The 16,239-nt window shown below is 60.5% G+C and carries 13 protein-coding genes and 1 pseudogene; 11 read left to right on the forward strand and 3 right to left on the reverse strand.

The genetic code is table 11. From position 1 onward, the window contains the following. Nucleotides 1-63 precede the first annotated feature (63 nt). Nucleotides 64-1,866: an adenylate cyclase gene (locus FHT71_RS07660; RefSeq protein WP_183719368.1), complete on the reverse strand. Its 1,803-nt coding sequence runs from the start codon at nucleotides 1,864-1,866 to the stop codon at nucleotides 64-66. 338 nt (nucleotides 1,867-2,204) lie between these two features. Between FHT71_RS07660 and FHT71_RS07665 the strand changes: the two genes are divergently transcribed. The 11 genes and pseudogenes from FHT71_RS07665 to FHT71_RS07715 all read left to right on the forward strand — a co-directional run. Further along, on the forward strand, nucleotides 2,205-3,830 hold the full coding sequence (locus FHT71_RS07665; protein WP_165933056.1) for a DUF1254 domain-containing protein: 1,626 nt from the start codon (nucleotides 2,205-2,207) through the stop codon (nucleotides 3,828-3,830). A gap of 56 nt (nucleotides 3,831-3,886) precedes the next feature. Continuing rightward, nucleotides 3,887-6,130 carry a DUF3604 domain-containing protein gene (locus FHT71_RS07670; protein ID WP_245505426.1) on the forward strand — a complete coding sequence of 748 codons (2,244 nt, stop codon included), beginning with the start codon at nucleotides 3,887-3,889 and terminating at the stop codon, nucleotides 6,128-6,130. 79 nt (nucleotides 6,131-6,209) lie between these two features. Then, nucleotides 6,210-7,397: a hypothetical protein gene (locus FHT71_RS07675; protein WP_132588998.1), complete on the forward strand. Its 1,188-nt coding sequence runs from the start codon at nucleotides 6,210-6,212 to the stop codon at nucleotides 7,395-7,397. 14 nt (nucleotides 7,398-7,411) lie between these two features. After that, nucleotides 7,412-8,383 carry a peptidylprolyl isomerase gene (locus FHT71_RS07680; RefSeq protein WP_132588999.1) on the forward strand — a complete coding sequence of 324 codons (972 nt, stop codon included), beginning with the start codon at nucleotides 7,412-7,414 and terminating at the stop codon, nucleotides 8,381-8,383. Further along, complete coding sequence (locus FHT71_RS07685) at nucleotides 8,380-9,405, forward strand: HupE/UreJ family protein (protein ID WP_132589000.1); 1,026 nt, start codon at nucleotides 8,380-8,382, stop codon at nucleotides 9,403-9,405. The genes FHT71_RS07680 and FHT71_RS07685 overlap by 4 nt, the downstream gene beginning before the upstream one ends. Before the next feature lie 116 nt (nucleotides 9,406-9,521). Then, the gene (locus FHT71_RS07690; RefSeq protein WP_132589001.1) at nucleotides 9,522-9,791 is read left to right on the forward strand and encodes a hypothetical protein; all 270 of its coding nucleotides are present in this window, start codon (nucleotides 9,522-9,524) and stop codon (nucleotides 9,789-9,791) included. Nucleotides 9,792-9,851: 60 nt separating this feature from the next. After that, the gene (locus FHT71_RS07695) at nucleotides 9,852-10,280 is read left to right on the forward strand and encodes a cysteine rich repeat-containing protein (protein WP_132589002.1); all 429 of its coding nucleotides are present in this window, start codon (nucleotides 9,852-9,854) and stop codon (nucleotides 10,278-10,280) included. Between the two features lie 27 nt (nucleotides 10,281-10,307). Beyond that, entirely contained in the window at nucleotides 10,308-10,877 is a 570-nt protein-coding gene (locus FHT71_RS07700; protein WP_132589077.1) for an OmpA family protein, read from the forward strand. A gap of 31 nt (nucleotides 10,878-10,908) precedes the next feature. After that, nucleotides 10,909-11,601: a hypothetical protein gene (locus tag FHT71_RS07705; RefSeq protein WP_132589003.1), complete on the forward strand. Its 693-nt coding sequence runs from the start codon at nucleotides 10,909-10,911 to the stop codon at nucleotides 11,599-11,601. A gap of 96 nt (nucleotides 11,602-11,697) precedes the next feature. Then, entirely contained in the window at nucleotides 11,698-12,207 is a 510-nt protein-coding gene (locus FHT71_RS07710; RefSeq protein ID WP_132589004.1) for an ion channel, read from the forward strand. Nucleotides 12,208-12,341: 134 nt separating this feature from the next. Then, a pseudogene (locus FHT71_RS07715) lies at nucleotides 12,342-12,473 on the forward strand (IS110 family transposase); the annotation flags it as partial. Nucleotides 12,474-12,706: 233 nt separating this feature from the next. Here FHT71_RS07715 and FHT71_RS07720 read toward each other — a convergent pair. Both FHT71_RS07720 and FHT71_RS07725 read right to left on the reverse strand, forming a co-directional pair. After that, complete coding sequence (locus FHT71_RS07720) at nucleotides 12,707-14,329, reverse strand: DUF1254 domain-containing protein (protein WP_132589005.1); 1,623 nt, start codon at nucleotides 14,327-14,329, stop codon at nucleotides 12,707-12,709. An 877-nt stretch (nucleotides 14,330-15,206) separates the two neighbouring features. Further along, on the reverse strand, nucleotides 15,207-16,199 hold the full coding sequence (locus FHT71_RS07725; protein WP_132589006.1) for a dihydroxyacetone kinase subunit DhaK: 993 nt from the start codon (nucleotides 16,197-16,199) through the stop codon (nucleotides 15,207-15,209). Nucleotides 16,200-16,239 lie beyond the last annotated feature (40 nt).

Consider the following 16,239-nt stretch of genomic DNA (forward strand, 5'->3'; position numbering starts at 1 on the left):
GGAAAACGCCCGTAACATCTGGTAGCATCTGTGCCGTTGCCCCAGACACTGGCCGCGCGCCAGTCAACGTGGCACAAGCACGGACGAACTGTGAACCGGCAGCAGCATCGATTCCCGTACTTCGTCCGATGCCGGCAGGCCCGCCTTCCTTAGATCGGCAATCAGTCTCGCGCGGTCGCCTGGCTGGAAGTTTCTGGCCTTCAGTTCGGCCACGACATTGGGTACGAAATCCGGTCTCATCTCGTTGAAGCGTGTAGCCTCGCGGCGCGCTTCGTCCATCATCCCGGCATTGACATAGATCACCGCGGCGACCGCATGGAAGAAAGGAAACTTCTGGAGATCCGCCTGCTTGATTTCGATGACCGAGGTCTTGTCGTCGTTCAGCATGTAGGCGGCGAGCGCGCGCGTGCCGTGGTAGTAGCCGCCGCCGCCGGGGTTAAGGGCAAGTGCGCGGTCGAGCAGCGCCGCGCCACGCTCCCATTCGCCACTCATCGCGACGCGGGTGCCAAATTCTCCGAGCAGTTCCGTGTCGTTCGGGTTGGTCGCCAACGCCTGTTCGCCCACATGCAGTGCTTCGGCAACCTCCTGCTTGAAGAACAACGCGGTCATCAACGCCTGATGGGCACGGGTATTGCCCGCATCCAGTTGTACGGCACGACGGGCGGCCTGCAAGCTACGATCGATCGCCGGCGTCGCGTTGGTACTCGGATTGAACTGGAACCGGTCCTCGTCAAGATAGATGATGGAGAGCATCGCCCATGCGGTGGCAAAGGTCGGGTACCGGGCGACGGCGCTCTCAAGGCAGTCCCGCACTCGACGATGCCGGACGGCGCTCAATTCCGCACGGTATCCATAGAAGCTTAGCGTGCAGCCATAGACACCGAGATCCTCAGGGGGCGGATTGGTTGCGTCCGACTGAGCCATGATGCCGTAGGGCTGGGCCACTGCTGTCGCCACCTTGTTGGCTACGTCCGACTGGATACTGAACAGATCGCCACTCTTGATGTCGTCGTCGTAAGTCTGCGACCAGAGGATTTCGCTCGTCGCGGTGTCAAGCAGGCGCGCGGTCACACGAACGCGGTCGTCCGAAACGCGAACGCCGCCCACAAGAAGGAAGCGGGCACCGAGCTCGTCCCGGACTTGGGACGCCTCGACTTCCGATGGCAGGGAGGTGGACGTTTCGCGGCCAAAGACCCTGATTTCCTTGAAGCGAGGAAGCGCTGTCAGAAGCTCCTCCGTCAAGCCGGAGGTGTAGAGCGCCGCCTTCGGGCCATCCCCGAGGTTGGCGAACGGCGCGACGACGAGCGTCGGACCTTCCGACTGGGCCTTTAGAGACTTCGGCAAACCTGGCAGCAGATAAGCAGACAGCACGAGCGCGGTCACCACGACGCAGAGCATCAGCGCGGCTCCCACGCCTATCGGCATCAGCTTGCGCCATTGCGCGCGCGGTCGGGACAAGCCTGGATCGTCGGGGTTCGGTGAAGCATCGTTCCACACGAAGGACGGAACGTATCCGCCCTTGGGCATGTCTATTCGAATCGGATCATTCTGTCCGGCCACCAGGTAGTAACGCTCCAGCGCCCGCCGCAGGCGTCCAGCCTCGATGCGAACGACGGGATCGTCCTGCTTGAAGCCTTCCGAGCGCTTGAACACTTCCACGGCGATCGAATAGCCCTTGATCCGATCTCCACGCCCGGAAAGCACCTCGTCCGTCACATAGGTAAGGAATGCGGCGCTGCGGCCAACACCGGGGAATTCCGGACTGTTGACGACGCGCGCTAGCTGGTCGCGAATATCGTCCAGGGTGGGAGGAGGGCGCGGCGATGATGGCGCAGCGACGCGCCCATCTGGCAATTCATTCTGCACGACTTTCTCCTCACCCGCTCTTGAGGGACGCCTGTACCAGAAATTATATGAAGCATTTCGAATGCAACCTACTGCAGAAATCGATCGTCGTCCACGCACATACTGCACACGACGCAAGCTATTGTTGCACCGTGGGTTAATATCGTGAGTCCCAAAGAAGACGTCGACAAGATCATGCAGTAAGCGCGGAGCCACCCCAAGACTACCCCGTATGTTACTGTTACATACTTGCGCTTTTACGATGCCCGGTCAGGATCCCGAGTTGAGAATTGCTCGGTGTCCCATGCCCTCAGGGCAGAGCTCCGCTGAATGATAGGTCTACCGATCGAGGGAACATCATGACGGCGCAAAAAAGAACGGTCTCGCTACTAGCAGTTGCCTTGGCCATGTCGGCTTTGGGCACCTTGGCATTCGCCCAGAACGCGTTCGAAGTCCCGAAAGCGATAACGACCCCCGACAAGGTCGAGACGCGGATCGGCACGCTAGACTTCAAGGACGGCGCTCCTACTGCGGAGACCGCCCAGAAGATCTATGACACGCTCGACTTCACGCGCGGCCTCGACGCCTTCCTCAATAGCTATGGCGGCGCATCCGCGATCGCGCTCGAACGCGGGTTCCAAAGCATCGGCGCGAAGGACAACGACGTCGTCATCTTTCCCGAACTGATGGATTCCAAGTCGCTGTTCCTCACGGCCAATGCGGACACGGTCTACTACCTCGCCGTCATCGATCTTTCCAAGGGGCCGGTTGTCATCGAACAGCCGCCGAAGGGGCTCGGCACCATCAACGACATGTGGTTCCAGTGGATCATCGATATCGGCTTTCCCGGCCCGGATCGCGGCGAAGGCGGAAGATATCTGCTGATCCCGCCGGGCTACGATGGTCCGCTTCCGGACAGCGGTTTCCATGTGGCGCACTCCAGGACATTGCGTGCGCTGTACGCTGCCCGCGCCTTCTTGACGGAAAATGATCCGAAGCCGACCGTCGACCTGATCAAGAAGACCTTGAAGATCTACCCCTATACGCCCGGCGGCTTCGGAACGAGCATAGCGACGGCCCTCGAAGGCAAGGTCAGGCTCGAAGCCAATCCACCGGTTCCCGAAACAAATTTCATCGATGCCAGCGGCAAGGCCTTCAATACGATCCCGCCAAACGACGTCTCGTTTTTCGAGATGATCAATGACAACATCCAGGCGGAGCCAGCCGACTCCTACAATCCCGAGCTGGCCGGACAACTGGCGGCGATCGGGATCGCCAAGGGCAAGGAGTTCAAGCCGAACGAGCGGATGAAGAAGATCCTCGTGGACGCTGCGGCGGTCGGAAACGCCTCCGGGCGCGTGCTCAACTGGCGGCCGAAGGATTCCCTCGGATGGACCTACTATGAGGACTCGTCCTGGGCCAACATGCTGTGGGAGGGTGGGGCGAACTTCGAGACGCCGCCGCCGATGCTCACCAAGGACGGTTTGTTCGATCCGCTTCCGCCGACTGGCGCGCGCACGCTCGACTCCAAGACGGCCTTCTACTACGGCTACACCCTGGACTCCCCCGGTATGATCATGCGACTGCCGCGCGTCGGTTCGCAGTACCTCATGGGCTTCCTGGACGGTGAGAAGAAGGCCCTCGACGGCGGCAAGACCTACAAGGTAACGCTGCCCAAGGGCATACCGGCGGCGGCCTTCTGGTCGTTCACGGTCTACGACAACCAGACCCGCTCCATGCTCGACACGCCCCAACGATATCCCCGTGCGGGCAGCCAGACCTATCCGTCTCCCGCGGCGCAAGCAGCCGCGGATGGCTCCACGACGATCTATTTCGGCCCCGATCAGCCGAAGGACGTCAAACGTGGCAACTGGATACAGACGGTTCCTGGCAAGGGATGGTTCACGCTCTTGCGGCTCTACAGCCCGCTCGAACCTTTCTTCACGAAGGAATGGCGTCCAACCGAAATCGAACAAGTCCGCTGAGATCTACGTGACCCCGCGAGGGTCACCCCGTCTCGTTTGATAAAGGATTGCTAATGATGCGCAGATCGAACCAAGTTATTCTGTTGCTCTCGTCAACGATCCTGACGCTCTCCGTCACTGCGGTGTGCGCACAGGAAAGGCAGGCCTATTTCGGCGAAACCCACGTCCACACCGGATGGTCGTTCGACGCCTACATTTTCGGCAACACCAAGAGCACGCCAGCCGATGCGTACAGGTATGCCAAGGGCGAGACCATCAAGCATCCGCTCGGATACGACATCAAGATCGAGACGCCACTCGACTGGATGGGCGTCACGGATCACTCCGAATATGTAGGGACCGTCGCGCTTGCCAACTCGCCCGGTTCCGCGATCAGCAAGCTTCCGATCGCGCAAAAACTAATCGTGAAGGACCCGGCCGATATCACGCGCATCTACCTCTGGCTCGGAGGTACGATTGTCGACAAGAAGCCGATCGAGGAACTCATTTCGCCTGAAGTGGCTGGTTCCATCTGGAAGCAGAACATCGACATGGCCGATCAGGCAAACGAGCCAGGCAAGTTCACGGCCTTCTGCTCCTATGAGTGGACTTCGACGCCGAACAACCGGAATATGCATCGCAATGTGTTCTTCCGGGATTGTGCCAAGGTTCCGCACGCACCTTACAGCTCGATTGATTCAAGCGATCCGTCGGATCTTTGGAATTGGATGGACGACCAGCGAAAAGCGGGCAACGATCTTCTGGCGATCTCGCATAACGCAAATCTCTCCGACGGCCACATGTTTCCGACCGACGTCGATGAGAAGGGCCGTCCCATCGATGCCGCCTGGGCGACGTCGCGTGATCGCAACGAGCGTCTGAGCGAAATCAAGCAGATCAAGGGCGCGTCGGAGACCCATCCGGTTCTTTCGCCCAATGACGAGTTTGCCAATTTCGAAATCCTGACCTACCTGCTCGGCGATCCCGCCGGCCGCTTCCCGACCGCTTCCGGCAGCTATATCAGGCAGGCCCTCAAGGACGGCCTGTCCATGATGGAGGCGCGCGGCTTCAACCCCTACAAGACCGGCTTCGTCGGCGGATCGGATTCCCACAATACGGGCGTGCCCTATCGCCAGGACAATTTCTACGGCGGCCATGCACGCAATGACGGCGATATCAAGCAGCGCATGTCCGGCTACGTCTTCGCCGGTATGGACGTCAGACTTGAAAACCCTGCTGGCCTGACCGGAGTCTGGGCCGAGGAAAACACCCGCGCCTCGCTGTTTGATGCCATGCAGCGCAAGGAAACATTCGCCACGAGCGGTCCGCACATCAAGGTACGGTTCTTCGGTGGGGCCAACACGCCTGATGTCGCCAAGCCGGACTGGGTGAAGAGCGCCTATGCAGGCGGGGTGCCGATGGGCGGCGATCTGCCTCCGCTCGGTGAAGCCAAAGCGCCGTCCTTTGCCGTCTGGGCCGTGAAGGACCCGACCTCGGGCAATCTCGACCGCATCCAGATCGTCAAGGGCTGGTCGAAGCATGGCCAGAGTTTCGAGAAGGTTTACGATGTCGCCTGGGCTGGCAATCGGGCACCGGATGAATTCACCGGCATCGTTCCGCCGATCGGCAGCACCGTGAACATCTCAGACGCCAGCTATACCAACACCATCGGTTCGGTGGAACTGAAGGGATCCTGGACGGATCCGGAATTCGACCCGAGCCTTGACGCATTTTATTATCTCCGCACCCTGGAGATACCGACGCCACGCTGGACCACGATCCAGGCGAAGGAACTTGGAGTCGCGCCTCCGGAGAATGTCGCGGCGACGATCCAGGAGCGGGCATGGAGTTCGCCGATCTGGTATACGCCGACCCAAGAGCTGCGGGCGGCCGCCGAAAAGGGTACCACCGTTGCCGACCTGAAGCAGCAGGGCGCTACGGCGCTTGATACCGCAGCACTCACCGACCTCATCGTCGGCAAGTCGAGCTGGGTTCGCAACAATGTCACCGGCGAGGTCTTCAGCATCACATGGACCACCTCGGGCCAGCGCCTCGTCGGCAACATCAACGGCTCGATCCCCAAGCCCAGCGAAATCGGCGACGTATTGCATGGAGGCCTGACCGGGTCGGGCACCGCCTACGCCATCAAGGATGGGGCCATCGTCACCACCCTCAACAACGCCCCATACGAAGCGACCGTCTACAAGCTCGGCGACAAATATTACGCTGCCCGCAGCAACGAGTTCGGCTACGCGAACTACGAAGTCGTCCCGACACCGCAGACGCTGGATCCCTTGACCCAGCAGAAAGCGCCTTTCTGAGCCACGAGCATCATGAACCGCGCGCCGACCGAAGTCGGCCACGGTTCGGTGGTCGGACCCATGTAATGGAGACTGCCCAATGGCAACGACGTTACTATCCAGACATGCGTCCGTCCGGCTGCTTCTGGCCATCGGCATGCTGATCTTGACATTCGCCGGGAACGCCCACGCCTGTGCCATTTGCTTCTCGGGGCTGGTCGTCACACCGGGACAGAAGCTCGACGCCGCAGATGAGGCCGTGCTCGCCGTTCCATTGGATGGCCAAGGACAGTTTCGCATCGTCGACGTCGTAAAGGGAGATGGAACGGTCGGCGACGTCGTTGTGCAGCCCGGACTGTCGACCCCGATCGCAGACGCGGTTATGTCGGTCGACGGTCTGACTGTCGGCGACGGGGAGGCGACGAAGCCCGACGAGAAGCCCTTGCTGCTCCTCCACGACAAGGTTTCCGAGAAGTGGACCAGCCTTGGCGCAATGCCTGTCCAATATGCCGGATGGCTGCGGCAGCTCGCGCAGACTAAACACAGCGCAGAGACGCCGAAGCGGATTTGGCCACAACTGACGCTCACTTCGTCATATCTGACCGACGCCGAATGGCACGAGCGCATTGACGTCGTCGCGCCGCAACTCGAAAGCGGCGAACCACTCGTCGCGGAAATTGCCTTTGGCGAACTGTCGCGGGCGCCGTACGGCGTCACACGGCTCCTCAAGCCTCAGCTTGACGCTGCCAAGCTCGCAACCTGGACCAATGATCCGAAACTCGCGTCACGACGTGCCGCATACACCGTGCTGCTGGGCATTGCGGGCGGCCCCGATACCGCCACCGCGCTCGAACAGGACGTAGCTACGGCCCTGAAGACACGGGACGCGACCAACCTTTCTGCCATGCTCGCTGCCGATCTGGAATTGCGCGGGACGAGCCGTGTCGACTGGCTGGAGACGACGTTCTTCGCCGATCGCCGGCGGACACTCCAGGAAATCCAGGCGGCCCTGCTTGCCCTCAGTGTCCACGGCGGAGCGGACGGGGCCGTTCCGCGCCAGCGGGTGATCGAGGCCTATCGCTACTTCATCAAGGCGCGCAGTCCGATGGCCGGCTTCGTCGCCATGGAACTGGCCGATTGGGAGGCGTGGGATGCGACAGCGGACTACGTCGCCATCATCAGGTCGAAGGCTGTCAAGGATCCGGCCGAGCAGTTCGCAATCCTCAGCTATCTCCAGCGCAGTCCGCTGACCACCGCCCAGGCGGCCTTGCGTGCATTTGCCGATTAACAGGAACAGGTCTCATGAAACTGATGCCGATAGCGCCAGAAGCCTCTGCGGTTTTCGATGTCCCGAAAAACAAGGGGTACCGCTTCCTCAGCGAACCGCTCCTGCACTTCGTCGTCGTTGGCGTGGTTCTGTTCGGTGCCTACCGCCTGCTCGCGCCCGCGCCGGAGGAGGTCGTCGACCAGCAGACAATCAATCTGACCAAGGACGACGTCCGTCAACTGGCGGTGACATGGCTGGCCCAGGGGCGGCCGACACCGACGCCGGACGAGATGCGCAGTCTCATGGATCAGAAGGTCACCGAAGAGATCCTGTTTCGCGAAGCGGTCTCCCTCGGGCTCGACCGCGACGACGAGATCATCAAGCGAAGGCTGGCGCAGAAAATGGACTTCCTGGCCGCCGACCTGGCGACGCTGGACGAACCAGACAACGCTCAACTCAAGGAATGGTATTCAAAGCACTCGGACCGCTTCGCGCTCTCGCCGCACCTGAGCTTCCGTCATCTGTACTTCTCGTCCGACAAGCATAGCCAAGCCGCCCGCGAGGCTGCCGCAGCCGCTATCCCGGCCGTCTCGGGCAAACCTGCCAACTCGCCGGAAGTCGCGTCGGTCGCGGATCCGTTCATGTTCCGGAACTACTATGGGGACGCCACGCCCGAGCAGATGGCCAGGGAGTTCGGACCGGGCTTTGCCAAAGCCCTCTTCACACTGACGCCGGGTTCGTGGCAAGGGCCAGTGCAATCCGGCTATGGCTGGCATCTCATCTGGGTCGATTCCATCGAGCCGGGCCGCGTTCCCGCCTTCGAGGAAGTTGCACCTGCTGTCAAATCGGCATGGCTCGACGAACGCTACGAAGAGGTGAAGAACAACGCCCTGAAGGAGATGCGCTCGCGCTATTTCGTGAACCTGCCGACCGTTACCGCCGAGGACCTGCAGGGCTTGGAAGTTCCAGCCGGAGCCAGCGCCCAGATCGAGTTGTCCGCACAATGAGCGCCCGGATGAAGTTACTGACCTCCCCCTGCCGCCTGCTCTTTGGTGTCGTCGTTGCCCTGTTGGTGCTCGTCTCGAACGCGCTCGCCCACGAGATCCGGCCCGCATACCTACAGATCGATGAGATGGGCGCAAACCGTTACAAGGTCGTCTGGCGGACGCCCATGCTGTCAGGCATGCGCCTCCCAGTCGCCCTGCGGTTCCCGGACAGCGTTCGCGACGCGACGGCGCCCGCGCAGCGTGATCTTCCAGATTCTCTTGTCGAGACGCGCGTGATCGAGACGGATGCCGGCGGTCTTGCGGGCAAGCGTGTGGAATTCGTCGGTCTGCAGGCAACGATCACAGATGTGCTCGTACGGGTCCACATGCTGGATGGAGCGGTTACGACAACGATGATCCATCCTTCGCAGCCGTGGGTCGACGTCGCCTCGCGACCTGGACGCCTCGACGTGGCGAAGACATTCGTCACGCATGGCATCGAACACATACTCTTCGGTTACGACCACTTGCTCTTTGTCCTTGCGCTGATGTTCATCGCGCGAAGCTGGCGGGCGCTGCTGTTGACGGTGACGGCGTTCACCGCGGCGCATTCCATCACGCTGACGCTTGCAACCCTCGGGTTCGTTCACGTGCCCGGACCGCCCGTCGAAGCGGCGATCGCCTTCAGCATCCTGCTGCTCGCCTGCGAGATCATTCGTATCCAGAAGGGCCAGACAAGCCTGACGGCGCAACGACCCTGGATGGTGGCCTTCGCCTTTGGATTACTGCATGGGCTGGGCTTTGCAGGAGCGCTGTCCGAGTTGGCCCTTCCGGCCGGAGACATTCCGTTCGCGCTGCTGTTTTTCAATGTGGGCGTCGAGATTGGGCAGTTGATGTTCATCGCCGCGGTGATCGGACTGATCGCGCTGGCAAGGCTGGCGAGATATCCGGCGTGGCTTGGCCGCCATGCCTTTGCCACGGCGACCTACGCGATCGGAGCAATGTCGGCATTCTGGTTCGTCGAGCGCGTGGCTGCGTTTTGAGTCCACTCCAAGCACTGTGCGAGCGTTTATTACCTTCAGTGACCGCCCAATAGGAGAGATTTGCATCAGCATGAGATCGCCTGTTGTGAGGCGACATACGCGAACGGACAAACCGGATGGGGAACGGTGTTGAATTCGTGAAGAGCTCATTCAAGGAGCACGCCAAAGTTATCGAGGAACTCGCCGCCCGCGACGAAGGGTTTTGCGACATGTGCGATGACTTTCTGACTGCGCATGACGAGAAACTGCAGTGGGAGCGATCGTCCGCTCCGGAGCGTGACGAGCGCATCGGCGAGTACGAGGAGCTCATCGAGGGCCTCCGGATCGAGATCGAACAGGCCGTCAATCAAGCCGCCGTCTCCCCGCTCAAACGGCCACGGCGATAAAGCCGACCCCGCATACGACGGAAATGACCACTTCAGATCAATCGCTCCAGGATAGGAACAATGATGAGAGACAGAGTTGGTATCTTCGCAGGGGTGGCGCTCGCTGCCTTCCTCTCCATGACGGCCGTGAGCAAGGCAGATACGATCAGCTACGCCGATGCGGTGACGACGCTCGCCAAGGCGTGCGGCGCCGACATCAAGAAGTTCTGCAATGGCGAGAACCTCGGCAACGGCCGCATCCAGGCCTGTCTCGAGAAGAACGCATCCAAGGTTTCCCCAACGTGTACCTCGACGCTCGCGAGCGTCATGTCGTCGATCGCCCAGCGCCAGGAGGCGCAGGCGTCGGTGTTCAAGGTCTGCCAGCATGACATCTCCCAGTACTGCAACGGCGTGAAGGGCGACGGAAACATTCTGTCCTGCCTCGTCGAGACGAAGCGCGTCGACAACAGGGAATGCAACCAAGCAATTACCGACGCCGGATGGCGGTGAACCATGACCGGAAAGAGGGAAAACAACATGATCGCTCACGGCCTTCGCATTTCAATGGCACTCGGCCTGCTTCTGGCTCCGAGCATTGCTTCGGCCCAGCAGCTCGACAACAGTCAGATCATGAGCACGCTTGGACAGGTGAAGTCTGCAGCACCTGCCGTCGATGTTGCTCTGCTGGTGGAAGAAGCAAACGCCAACGTCGGCAAAGGCGTTGCAGCGCTGCCCAACTGGAACAAGCTGTCGGAGCTCTCGCAGTTGATCGTCGAGATCGATTTTGAAAACAACTCGACGGCAATCGAGCCGAAATCCTACCGCACCGTCGGGCTGATCGCGGATGCCCTGCATCATCCGGATCTGTTCCGCTACAAGTTCCTCATTGTCGGGCATTCCAGTGCGACAGGAAGTGCCAAGCACAATCTCGAACTCAGCCAGAAGCGCGCCGACGCAATCAACGAAGCGCTGTCGACCACCTTCGCAGTTTCGCCAGATCGCTTGTTCTCGGTCGGTGCCGGCGAGGAATGGCCGATCGATCCGGGCCACCCGGAGGCGGCAGACAACCGACGTGTTCAACTGATCAATCTGGGACTGTTGAAATAACGCCACTCAGTGGAAAAACGGGAGGAAGCAGATGCTCAAAATCTCCGATATGTTCATGATCGCAATCGCAGCAGGCCTTCTATCGTCGACGCCGGTTCTCGCGCAGGACGCCATCTCGGCACCTGCGCAGAAGGCCATCGGCGCGACCAAGTCAAAAATGGTGCCGTCGCTGGCCGTCCTCAATTCCGCAGGCGCAAAGCTTGAGAACGGCAAGCTGACGATGAGCGGCATCTCGGCGGTGTCTATCGTGTTTGCCGACCGCCCGGTACGCTCTGCAGGTCATGTCTTAACTTCCGAGTTCATCAAGCAATGGGATGAAGGCCCGGACAGTTTCGCCAAGGATCCGCCCAATGCGACGATTTCGGTCCTGAGCGGCAAGGGCGATACCGTCGCCGATGCCGTCGTCGTCCTGAAGACGCCGAAGCTCGAAGGCGGAAACCTGACCTTTGAGGTCGCCGTCCTAGAAGGCGATCTCGCCCGTGCCGACGGTCCTGCATCGCTGTTCATCGACTGGTTTGCGGCCCGCGGTCCTTACGGGGGCGTTGCCGTCGGAGGCGCTGGTTTCCGTGCTCCGATCTGGCGTGGCGGTTGGTACGCACATCCTGGCGCATATTACGGAGCCGGCGTTGTCGCAGGAGCGGCAATCGGTGCCGCGGTCGCTGAGGATCGTCGCTACTACCCGCCTCCGGCATGCGGATATTACCCCTATCCTCCCTGCTACTAGCGCCAGGGTGCAGCAACATGCCCGTGCTGGTGTCGGCCCCGTGGGAGGCTCTCAAAACGCCTCCCACCGCAGGTGACAAGACTGAGGACCTCGCGATTGGACCATCTAACGAACCCGAACCCCGTTCTGGAAATCCTCGTCGGCACCGTGTTTCTGATCGTGGTCATCTTCGTGCATGGCGTGGGTATCCGAAGCATCGGCCTTCAGTTCAGCAAGTCTTGGGCACACGTCACCAGCGCCACGCCGCATTGGCGGCTGAACGTGATGCTGGCAGTGACGATCGCTGCGCTGGCGATCTTGCATTTCGCAGAAACACTGATCTGGGCGGTACCACTCTATGTCAGGGAGATCATCCCCTCGATGCGCGACAGCTACTACTACGTGTTGGAGAGCTACACGACGCTCGGAGAGGGCAACGTCAGCCTGCCGGATCGATGGCGGCTCCTAGGGCCGATCATCGGCATGTCGGGGCTGTTCACTTTCGGCTGGACCGGAAGTGTTCTGGTCAGCATCATGACCGACTTCGGAAAGTTCGACCGACTGCAGGCGAGACGAGAACGCGTGGAAGAGGACAAGGGGGAGCCAGACGGCCGACCTCCGCGTTAATGCTGCTACTCGAAAATGCGGAACTATGCAGATCCTATGAGGAGCGTGGATAGCGATCAGCGCTGTGGCAAAGTGAGGTCGCTTAACCACAAACACCCTACCTTGGAGGAAGCATGCCCGTTGCAGCTCACCGATCCGAAGCACCCGATGGCGAAGCGCTGGTGCGGGCGCTGCTCGCCCATCAGCGGGGCGAGTAGCGGGTATGTGCGATGGTCCGGGTGCCGGCGCCCGAGGAAGAGGACCGCCGCCGCTTCTCGCGTGAGCGCAATGACAATTTGGGGGCCAAGGAGACGCGGCCTGGGCCCGAAGCTGCCCAGGGACCGACGATCGGCAAGGACCGCAATGGATTGGGAAACGATTACGAGGCCGCCTGGGTCGCGAAACACGTTTATTCGACTAAGTTTTGGTCCCGCAAACAGCCGTTCGAAATCGAGGATGGACGAAAACGGCCAAGAGGTGGTCGCGTCCCTGACGCGATGCTATCGCGTTTGCTCGCTGATTACTTAACGGCTTCGACCTCGCTCGGCCGCCAGGTCTTGGCAAAAAACGGTTCAAGCGGGCTGTAGAGCCGCAGGCACGGGATAAACCCCTTTCCGGGTATCGTTTGAATCCAATTGCCTCGTTTGACATTCGCTGGCTGCGTCGGGCCGAAGAAGATTGTCGTCGTGCCGTCGGTGTCCGCTTCTGCGGCGGGCGACGGAAAGCTTTGGCTGCCCGCGCGTGGGTAGCGCTGCGGCGTGTCGAGCATCGAGCGCGTCATGTTGTCATAGAGCGTGAACGACCAGAAGTTCGCCTGGGGGATGTCCTTCGGCAAGGTAACCTTGTAAGTCTTGCCGCCGTCGAAGGGCTCCTTATCTGCGTCGACCATCGTCCACAGGTACGTCGAACCAATGCCGGGTAGACGCATGGCCATTGCGGGCGTGATCCCGGTGACGCCATAGAAGAAGTCCGTTCGCGCATCGAGCGTGCGATAACCGGTCGGCGGGTAAGGCTTTACGCCTTCGGTTGTAATCAGCGGAACCGGCGTCTCGAACTCGTAACCGACCTCGAACAGCATGTTCTGCCAACCCGAGCCGGGGTAGTAGTACAAAGTTGAATCGCGAGGAGCCATAAACAGGGTGCGCGAAGTGGCATTGGCGAGCGCCAGCGCTTCGGTGAGAATCTTCTTCATCCGCGCATCCGGCGTGAAGGGTTTGCCCTTGATGATGCCGATGGCGGCGATCGGTCCCATCAACTCGGGATCGAGCGACCCTGCAGGCTGCTGCTGCACGACCTCGTTGAGCATCTCGTAATAGCTGAAGTCATTCGGCGGGACGGTGTTCATCACCTTGCCGGTACCTTCGTGGAACACGGTCGGCGGCGGCGGCGTGACTTTTCCAAGCTCAGCCTTGCCGCTCAAAAAGTCGGCAATGGGGGTGCCGACGCCGCCGGCCTCGTATGGATAGACCTTGGTGAATTTTCTGACCGTTTCGGCCACGGGCTTGGGATCGTTGTTCTCCAGGAACGAGCGAGCGAACCATATGACGAGGCTGGTCCGGGCGCGGGCGATAGTGAACCCATCGGGCAGGGGACCATCGTAGCCGGGCGGCAGAATGAGGTATTTCCCGCCCTCGCCGCGATCAGCCCCAGGCAGCCCGATGTCGATGACCCAACGGAACCAGTAGTCATCGATGGCACCAAGCGCCTTGGGTGGCACTTCGAGGACCATGGGACCCTTGGTCAGGTCGAGCATGCCCATGTAATAGACGGTGTCGGCATTGGCCGTCAGGAAGAGCGACTTGGCGTCCATCAGCTCGGAAAAGACAAGGACTTCGTTATCCTTGACACCGGCGCTCAGAAAGCCCTTGTGGAGTGCGTGTATGCTGACCCCTTGCAAGGTGTTTACAAACGCCTCGAAAGCGTGCGTGAAGTCCAGATTGTCATAGACCTTGGCGATGGTCTCCTTGCTCGGCATGCCATCCTTGAAGTCGAGCGTGCCAATGCGCGTCTCGACTTTGTCCGGCGTGGTGATCGCCGGGGGAACTTCAGCAGCAGTCCGGGCGGAGGCTATGCTTGCGCCATTGAGACCAGTTGTCACGAGGAGAAGAGCCAGAAAGGAAAGCCTGCTTGCTGTCGATGCCATTTCATCCCTCCACAATAATTTTTCTACTTGGAACGGACTGCGCATGCGCGTTTCACGCCACAACAACACGGGCGCAAACCTATACCTTTCGCACAGTATTGCCGGCCGAAGCTAACACTCAGCTTGCCCGCAGAACGTGCAGCGCGATCTTCCCACGGCATCGAGAAATGGCAAGTACGTTACAGTAACATACGGCTGCCACCGAACTTCGCTTGCCTCCTGCGCACGGCCCTAGGGTCGTTAGTGAGAGTTTGCGGGGATCAGCGGAACTTCTGCTTTGGGTCGAGACGCGATCTTCGCGGGTACACGGGCAAAGAACCGGAAGTGACGAAAAAGGTGCCGCGTGAATTATCAAGATCCGCTCGGTGGCATTTGCTCGATAATCTCTCGAAAATGTTGGAAATGACGGCACTTAACCTCGTGGGATGCCTACGGTTCAAACGGAAAGGAACGACTTGATAGCTGGCATGCGCCGCGTTTCTCATTCCATTTTCCGTGAGGGCGGCACGGAAGTGTCGCCTTAACCTGGACAAGGCTGCGGAAAGGTCCCGGGAGAACCTGCTTATGCCGCGATAGACAAGCCTATTTCGCGCCAGTTTGCCGTGGCGGCGTTACGACGTTGGCACTATTGGAAGCGGTCATGTGGCCGCGTGGAGATAAGACAGTTTGGCGATCGGTCCATGGCTTGAAACGAAACGCATGCTGCCGCAGGCAGCCTCGAGCTCAAGCCACTGCCGCGCGAACATCCATCCTCGCAGCTTGATCTCTCTATGGTCTCAAAAGCCAGGCACGTTCATCGCTTTCTGGTCGTGACACCTGGAAGGTGGAACTGATGGGCGGTCTGAGATTGCACGGAGGCGCTTGGCTGTGCCGATACCTAGCAGCCCCAGCGCAACGCAGCGGTTGCAAGGGGCGAATCCCATAGAGAAAACTCCTCGTCCGTAAGGAAAGCAAGCGTGATGGAAAGGCCCTGCATGTCGAGCGAGGTGGCATAGGTGCCAACCAGCGAGCGCTCGATCCGCACGCCGTGCTCCTCCATGATGCGCAGCGCGGAGTTGTAGGCAAGGTAGAGTTCGGCGGGTGGCGTGCCGCCAAGCCCGTTGACGAGGAGCAATGCCTTGTCCGTGCTTCGGCTGATGTCGTAAAAGATCGCCTCGCTCAGATGGCCGATGATGGTGTCGGCGTCAGAGAAGTGCTCTCTTGAATGGCCAGGCTCCCCGTGAATGCCGACGCCCATTTCTATCTCGTTCGGCCCAAGCGTGAACGTCGTGCGCTGCGTGTGCGGCACTGCGACACCGGTCAGTGCGACGCCCATCGACCGGATGCGTGAGGAGAGGCTGTCGCCAATGACCTTCAGTTCGGCGAGGGACTGGCCCTGCTCGGCCGCGCCTCCCAGAAGCCTTTCCATGATAAGCGTGCCGGCAACGCCGCGTCGACCGCGACCGTCGCCGGCCCTCGTCGTTTCGATGTCGTCGCTGGCAAGTACCATTTCAATTTTATGCCGGCCCGCCGCCATCTCCGCCGCCATTTCGAAGTTCATGACGTCGCCATCATAGTTCTTGACGAGCAGCAGGCATCCGGCGCCAGTGTCTGCTTCCTCTATCGCGCTGACGATCTGGTCCGGCGTCGGAGATGTGAAGATATGCCCGACGCAAGCGGCATCAAGCATGCCGCGACCGACGAAGCCGATATGCATCGGCTCATGACCGGCGCCGCCGCCGGAGATGATCGCGACCTTGCCGGGAACCAGGTGGCGGCGGCGTATGCATTTGCGGTCGGCGCCGAACACAACGAACTCCTCATGGGCGCGCACAAAGCCTTCGACGCTTTCGGCGACCATGGTCTCGGCTGTGTTCATGAACTTCTTCATCAAGCCCCTCCCAAGGCGATGATCGTGTCAGACTTGTCGT

It is taken from the genome of Rhizobium sp. BK060 (assembly GCF_014193145.1).
Classification (GTDB): Bacteria; Pseudomonadota; Alphaproteobacteria; order Rhizobiales; family Rhizobiaceae; genus Rhizobium.

What these genes read in the sequence shown, in the direction of transcription:
- FHT71_RS07705 (WP_132589003.1), top strand. Translation starts at nt 10,909, where the DNA reads ATGCTCAAAATCTCCGATATGTTCATGATCGCAATCGCAGCAGGCCTT.
- FHT71_RS07725 (WP_132589006.1), bottom strand. Translation starts at nt 16,199, where the DNA reads ATGAAGAAGTTCATGAACACAGCCGAGACCATGGTCGCCGAAAGCGTC.
- FHT71_RS07685 (WP_132589000.1), top strand. Translation starts at nt 8,380, where the DNA reads ATGAGCGCCCGGATGAAGTTACTGACCTCCCCCTGCCGCCTGCTCTTT.
- FHT71_RS07720 (WP_132589005.1), bottom strand. Translation starts at nt 14,329, where the DNA reads ATGGCATCGACAGCAAGCAGGCTTTCCTTTCTGGCTCTTCTCCTCGTG.
- FHT71_RS07700 (WP_132589077.1), top strand. Translation starts at nt 10,308, where the DNA reads ATGATCGCTCACGGCCTTCGCATTTCAATGGCACTCGGCCTGCTTCTG.
- FHT71_RS07695 (WP_132589002.1), top strand. Translation starts at nt 9,852, where the DNA reads ATGATGAGAGACAGAGTTGGTATCTTCGCAGGGGTGGCGCTCGCTGCC.
- FHT71_RS07680 (WP_132588999.1), top strand. Translation starts at nt 7,412, where the DNA reads ATGAAACTGATGCCGATAGCGCCAGAAGCCTCTGCGGTTTTCGATGTC.
- FHT71_RS07665 (WP_165933056.1), top strand. Translation starts at nt 2,205, where the DNA reads ATGACGGCGCAAAAAAGAACGGTCTCGCTACTAGCAGTTGCCTTGGCC.
- FHT71_RS07670 (WP_245505426.1), top strand. Translation starts at nt 3,887, where the DNA reads ATGCGCAGATCGAACCAAGTTATTCTGTTGCTCTCGTCAACGATCCTG.
- FHT71_RS07690 (WP_132589001.1), top strand. Translation starts at nt 9,522, where the DNA reads ATGGGGAACGGTGTTGAATTCGTGAAGAGCTCATTCAAGGAGCACGCC.
- FHT71_RS07675 (WP_132588998.1), top strand. Translation starts at nt 6,210, where the DNA reads ATGGCAACGACGTTACTATCCAGACATGCGTCCGTCCGGCTGCTTCTG.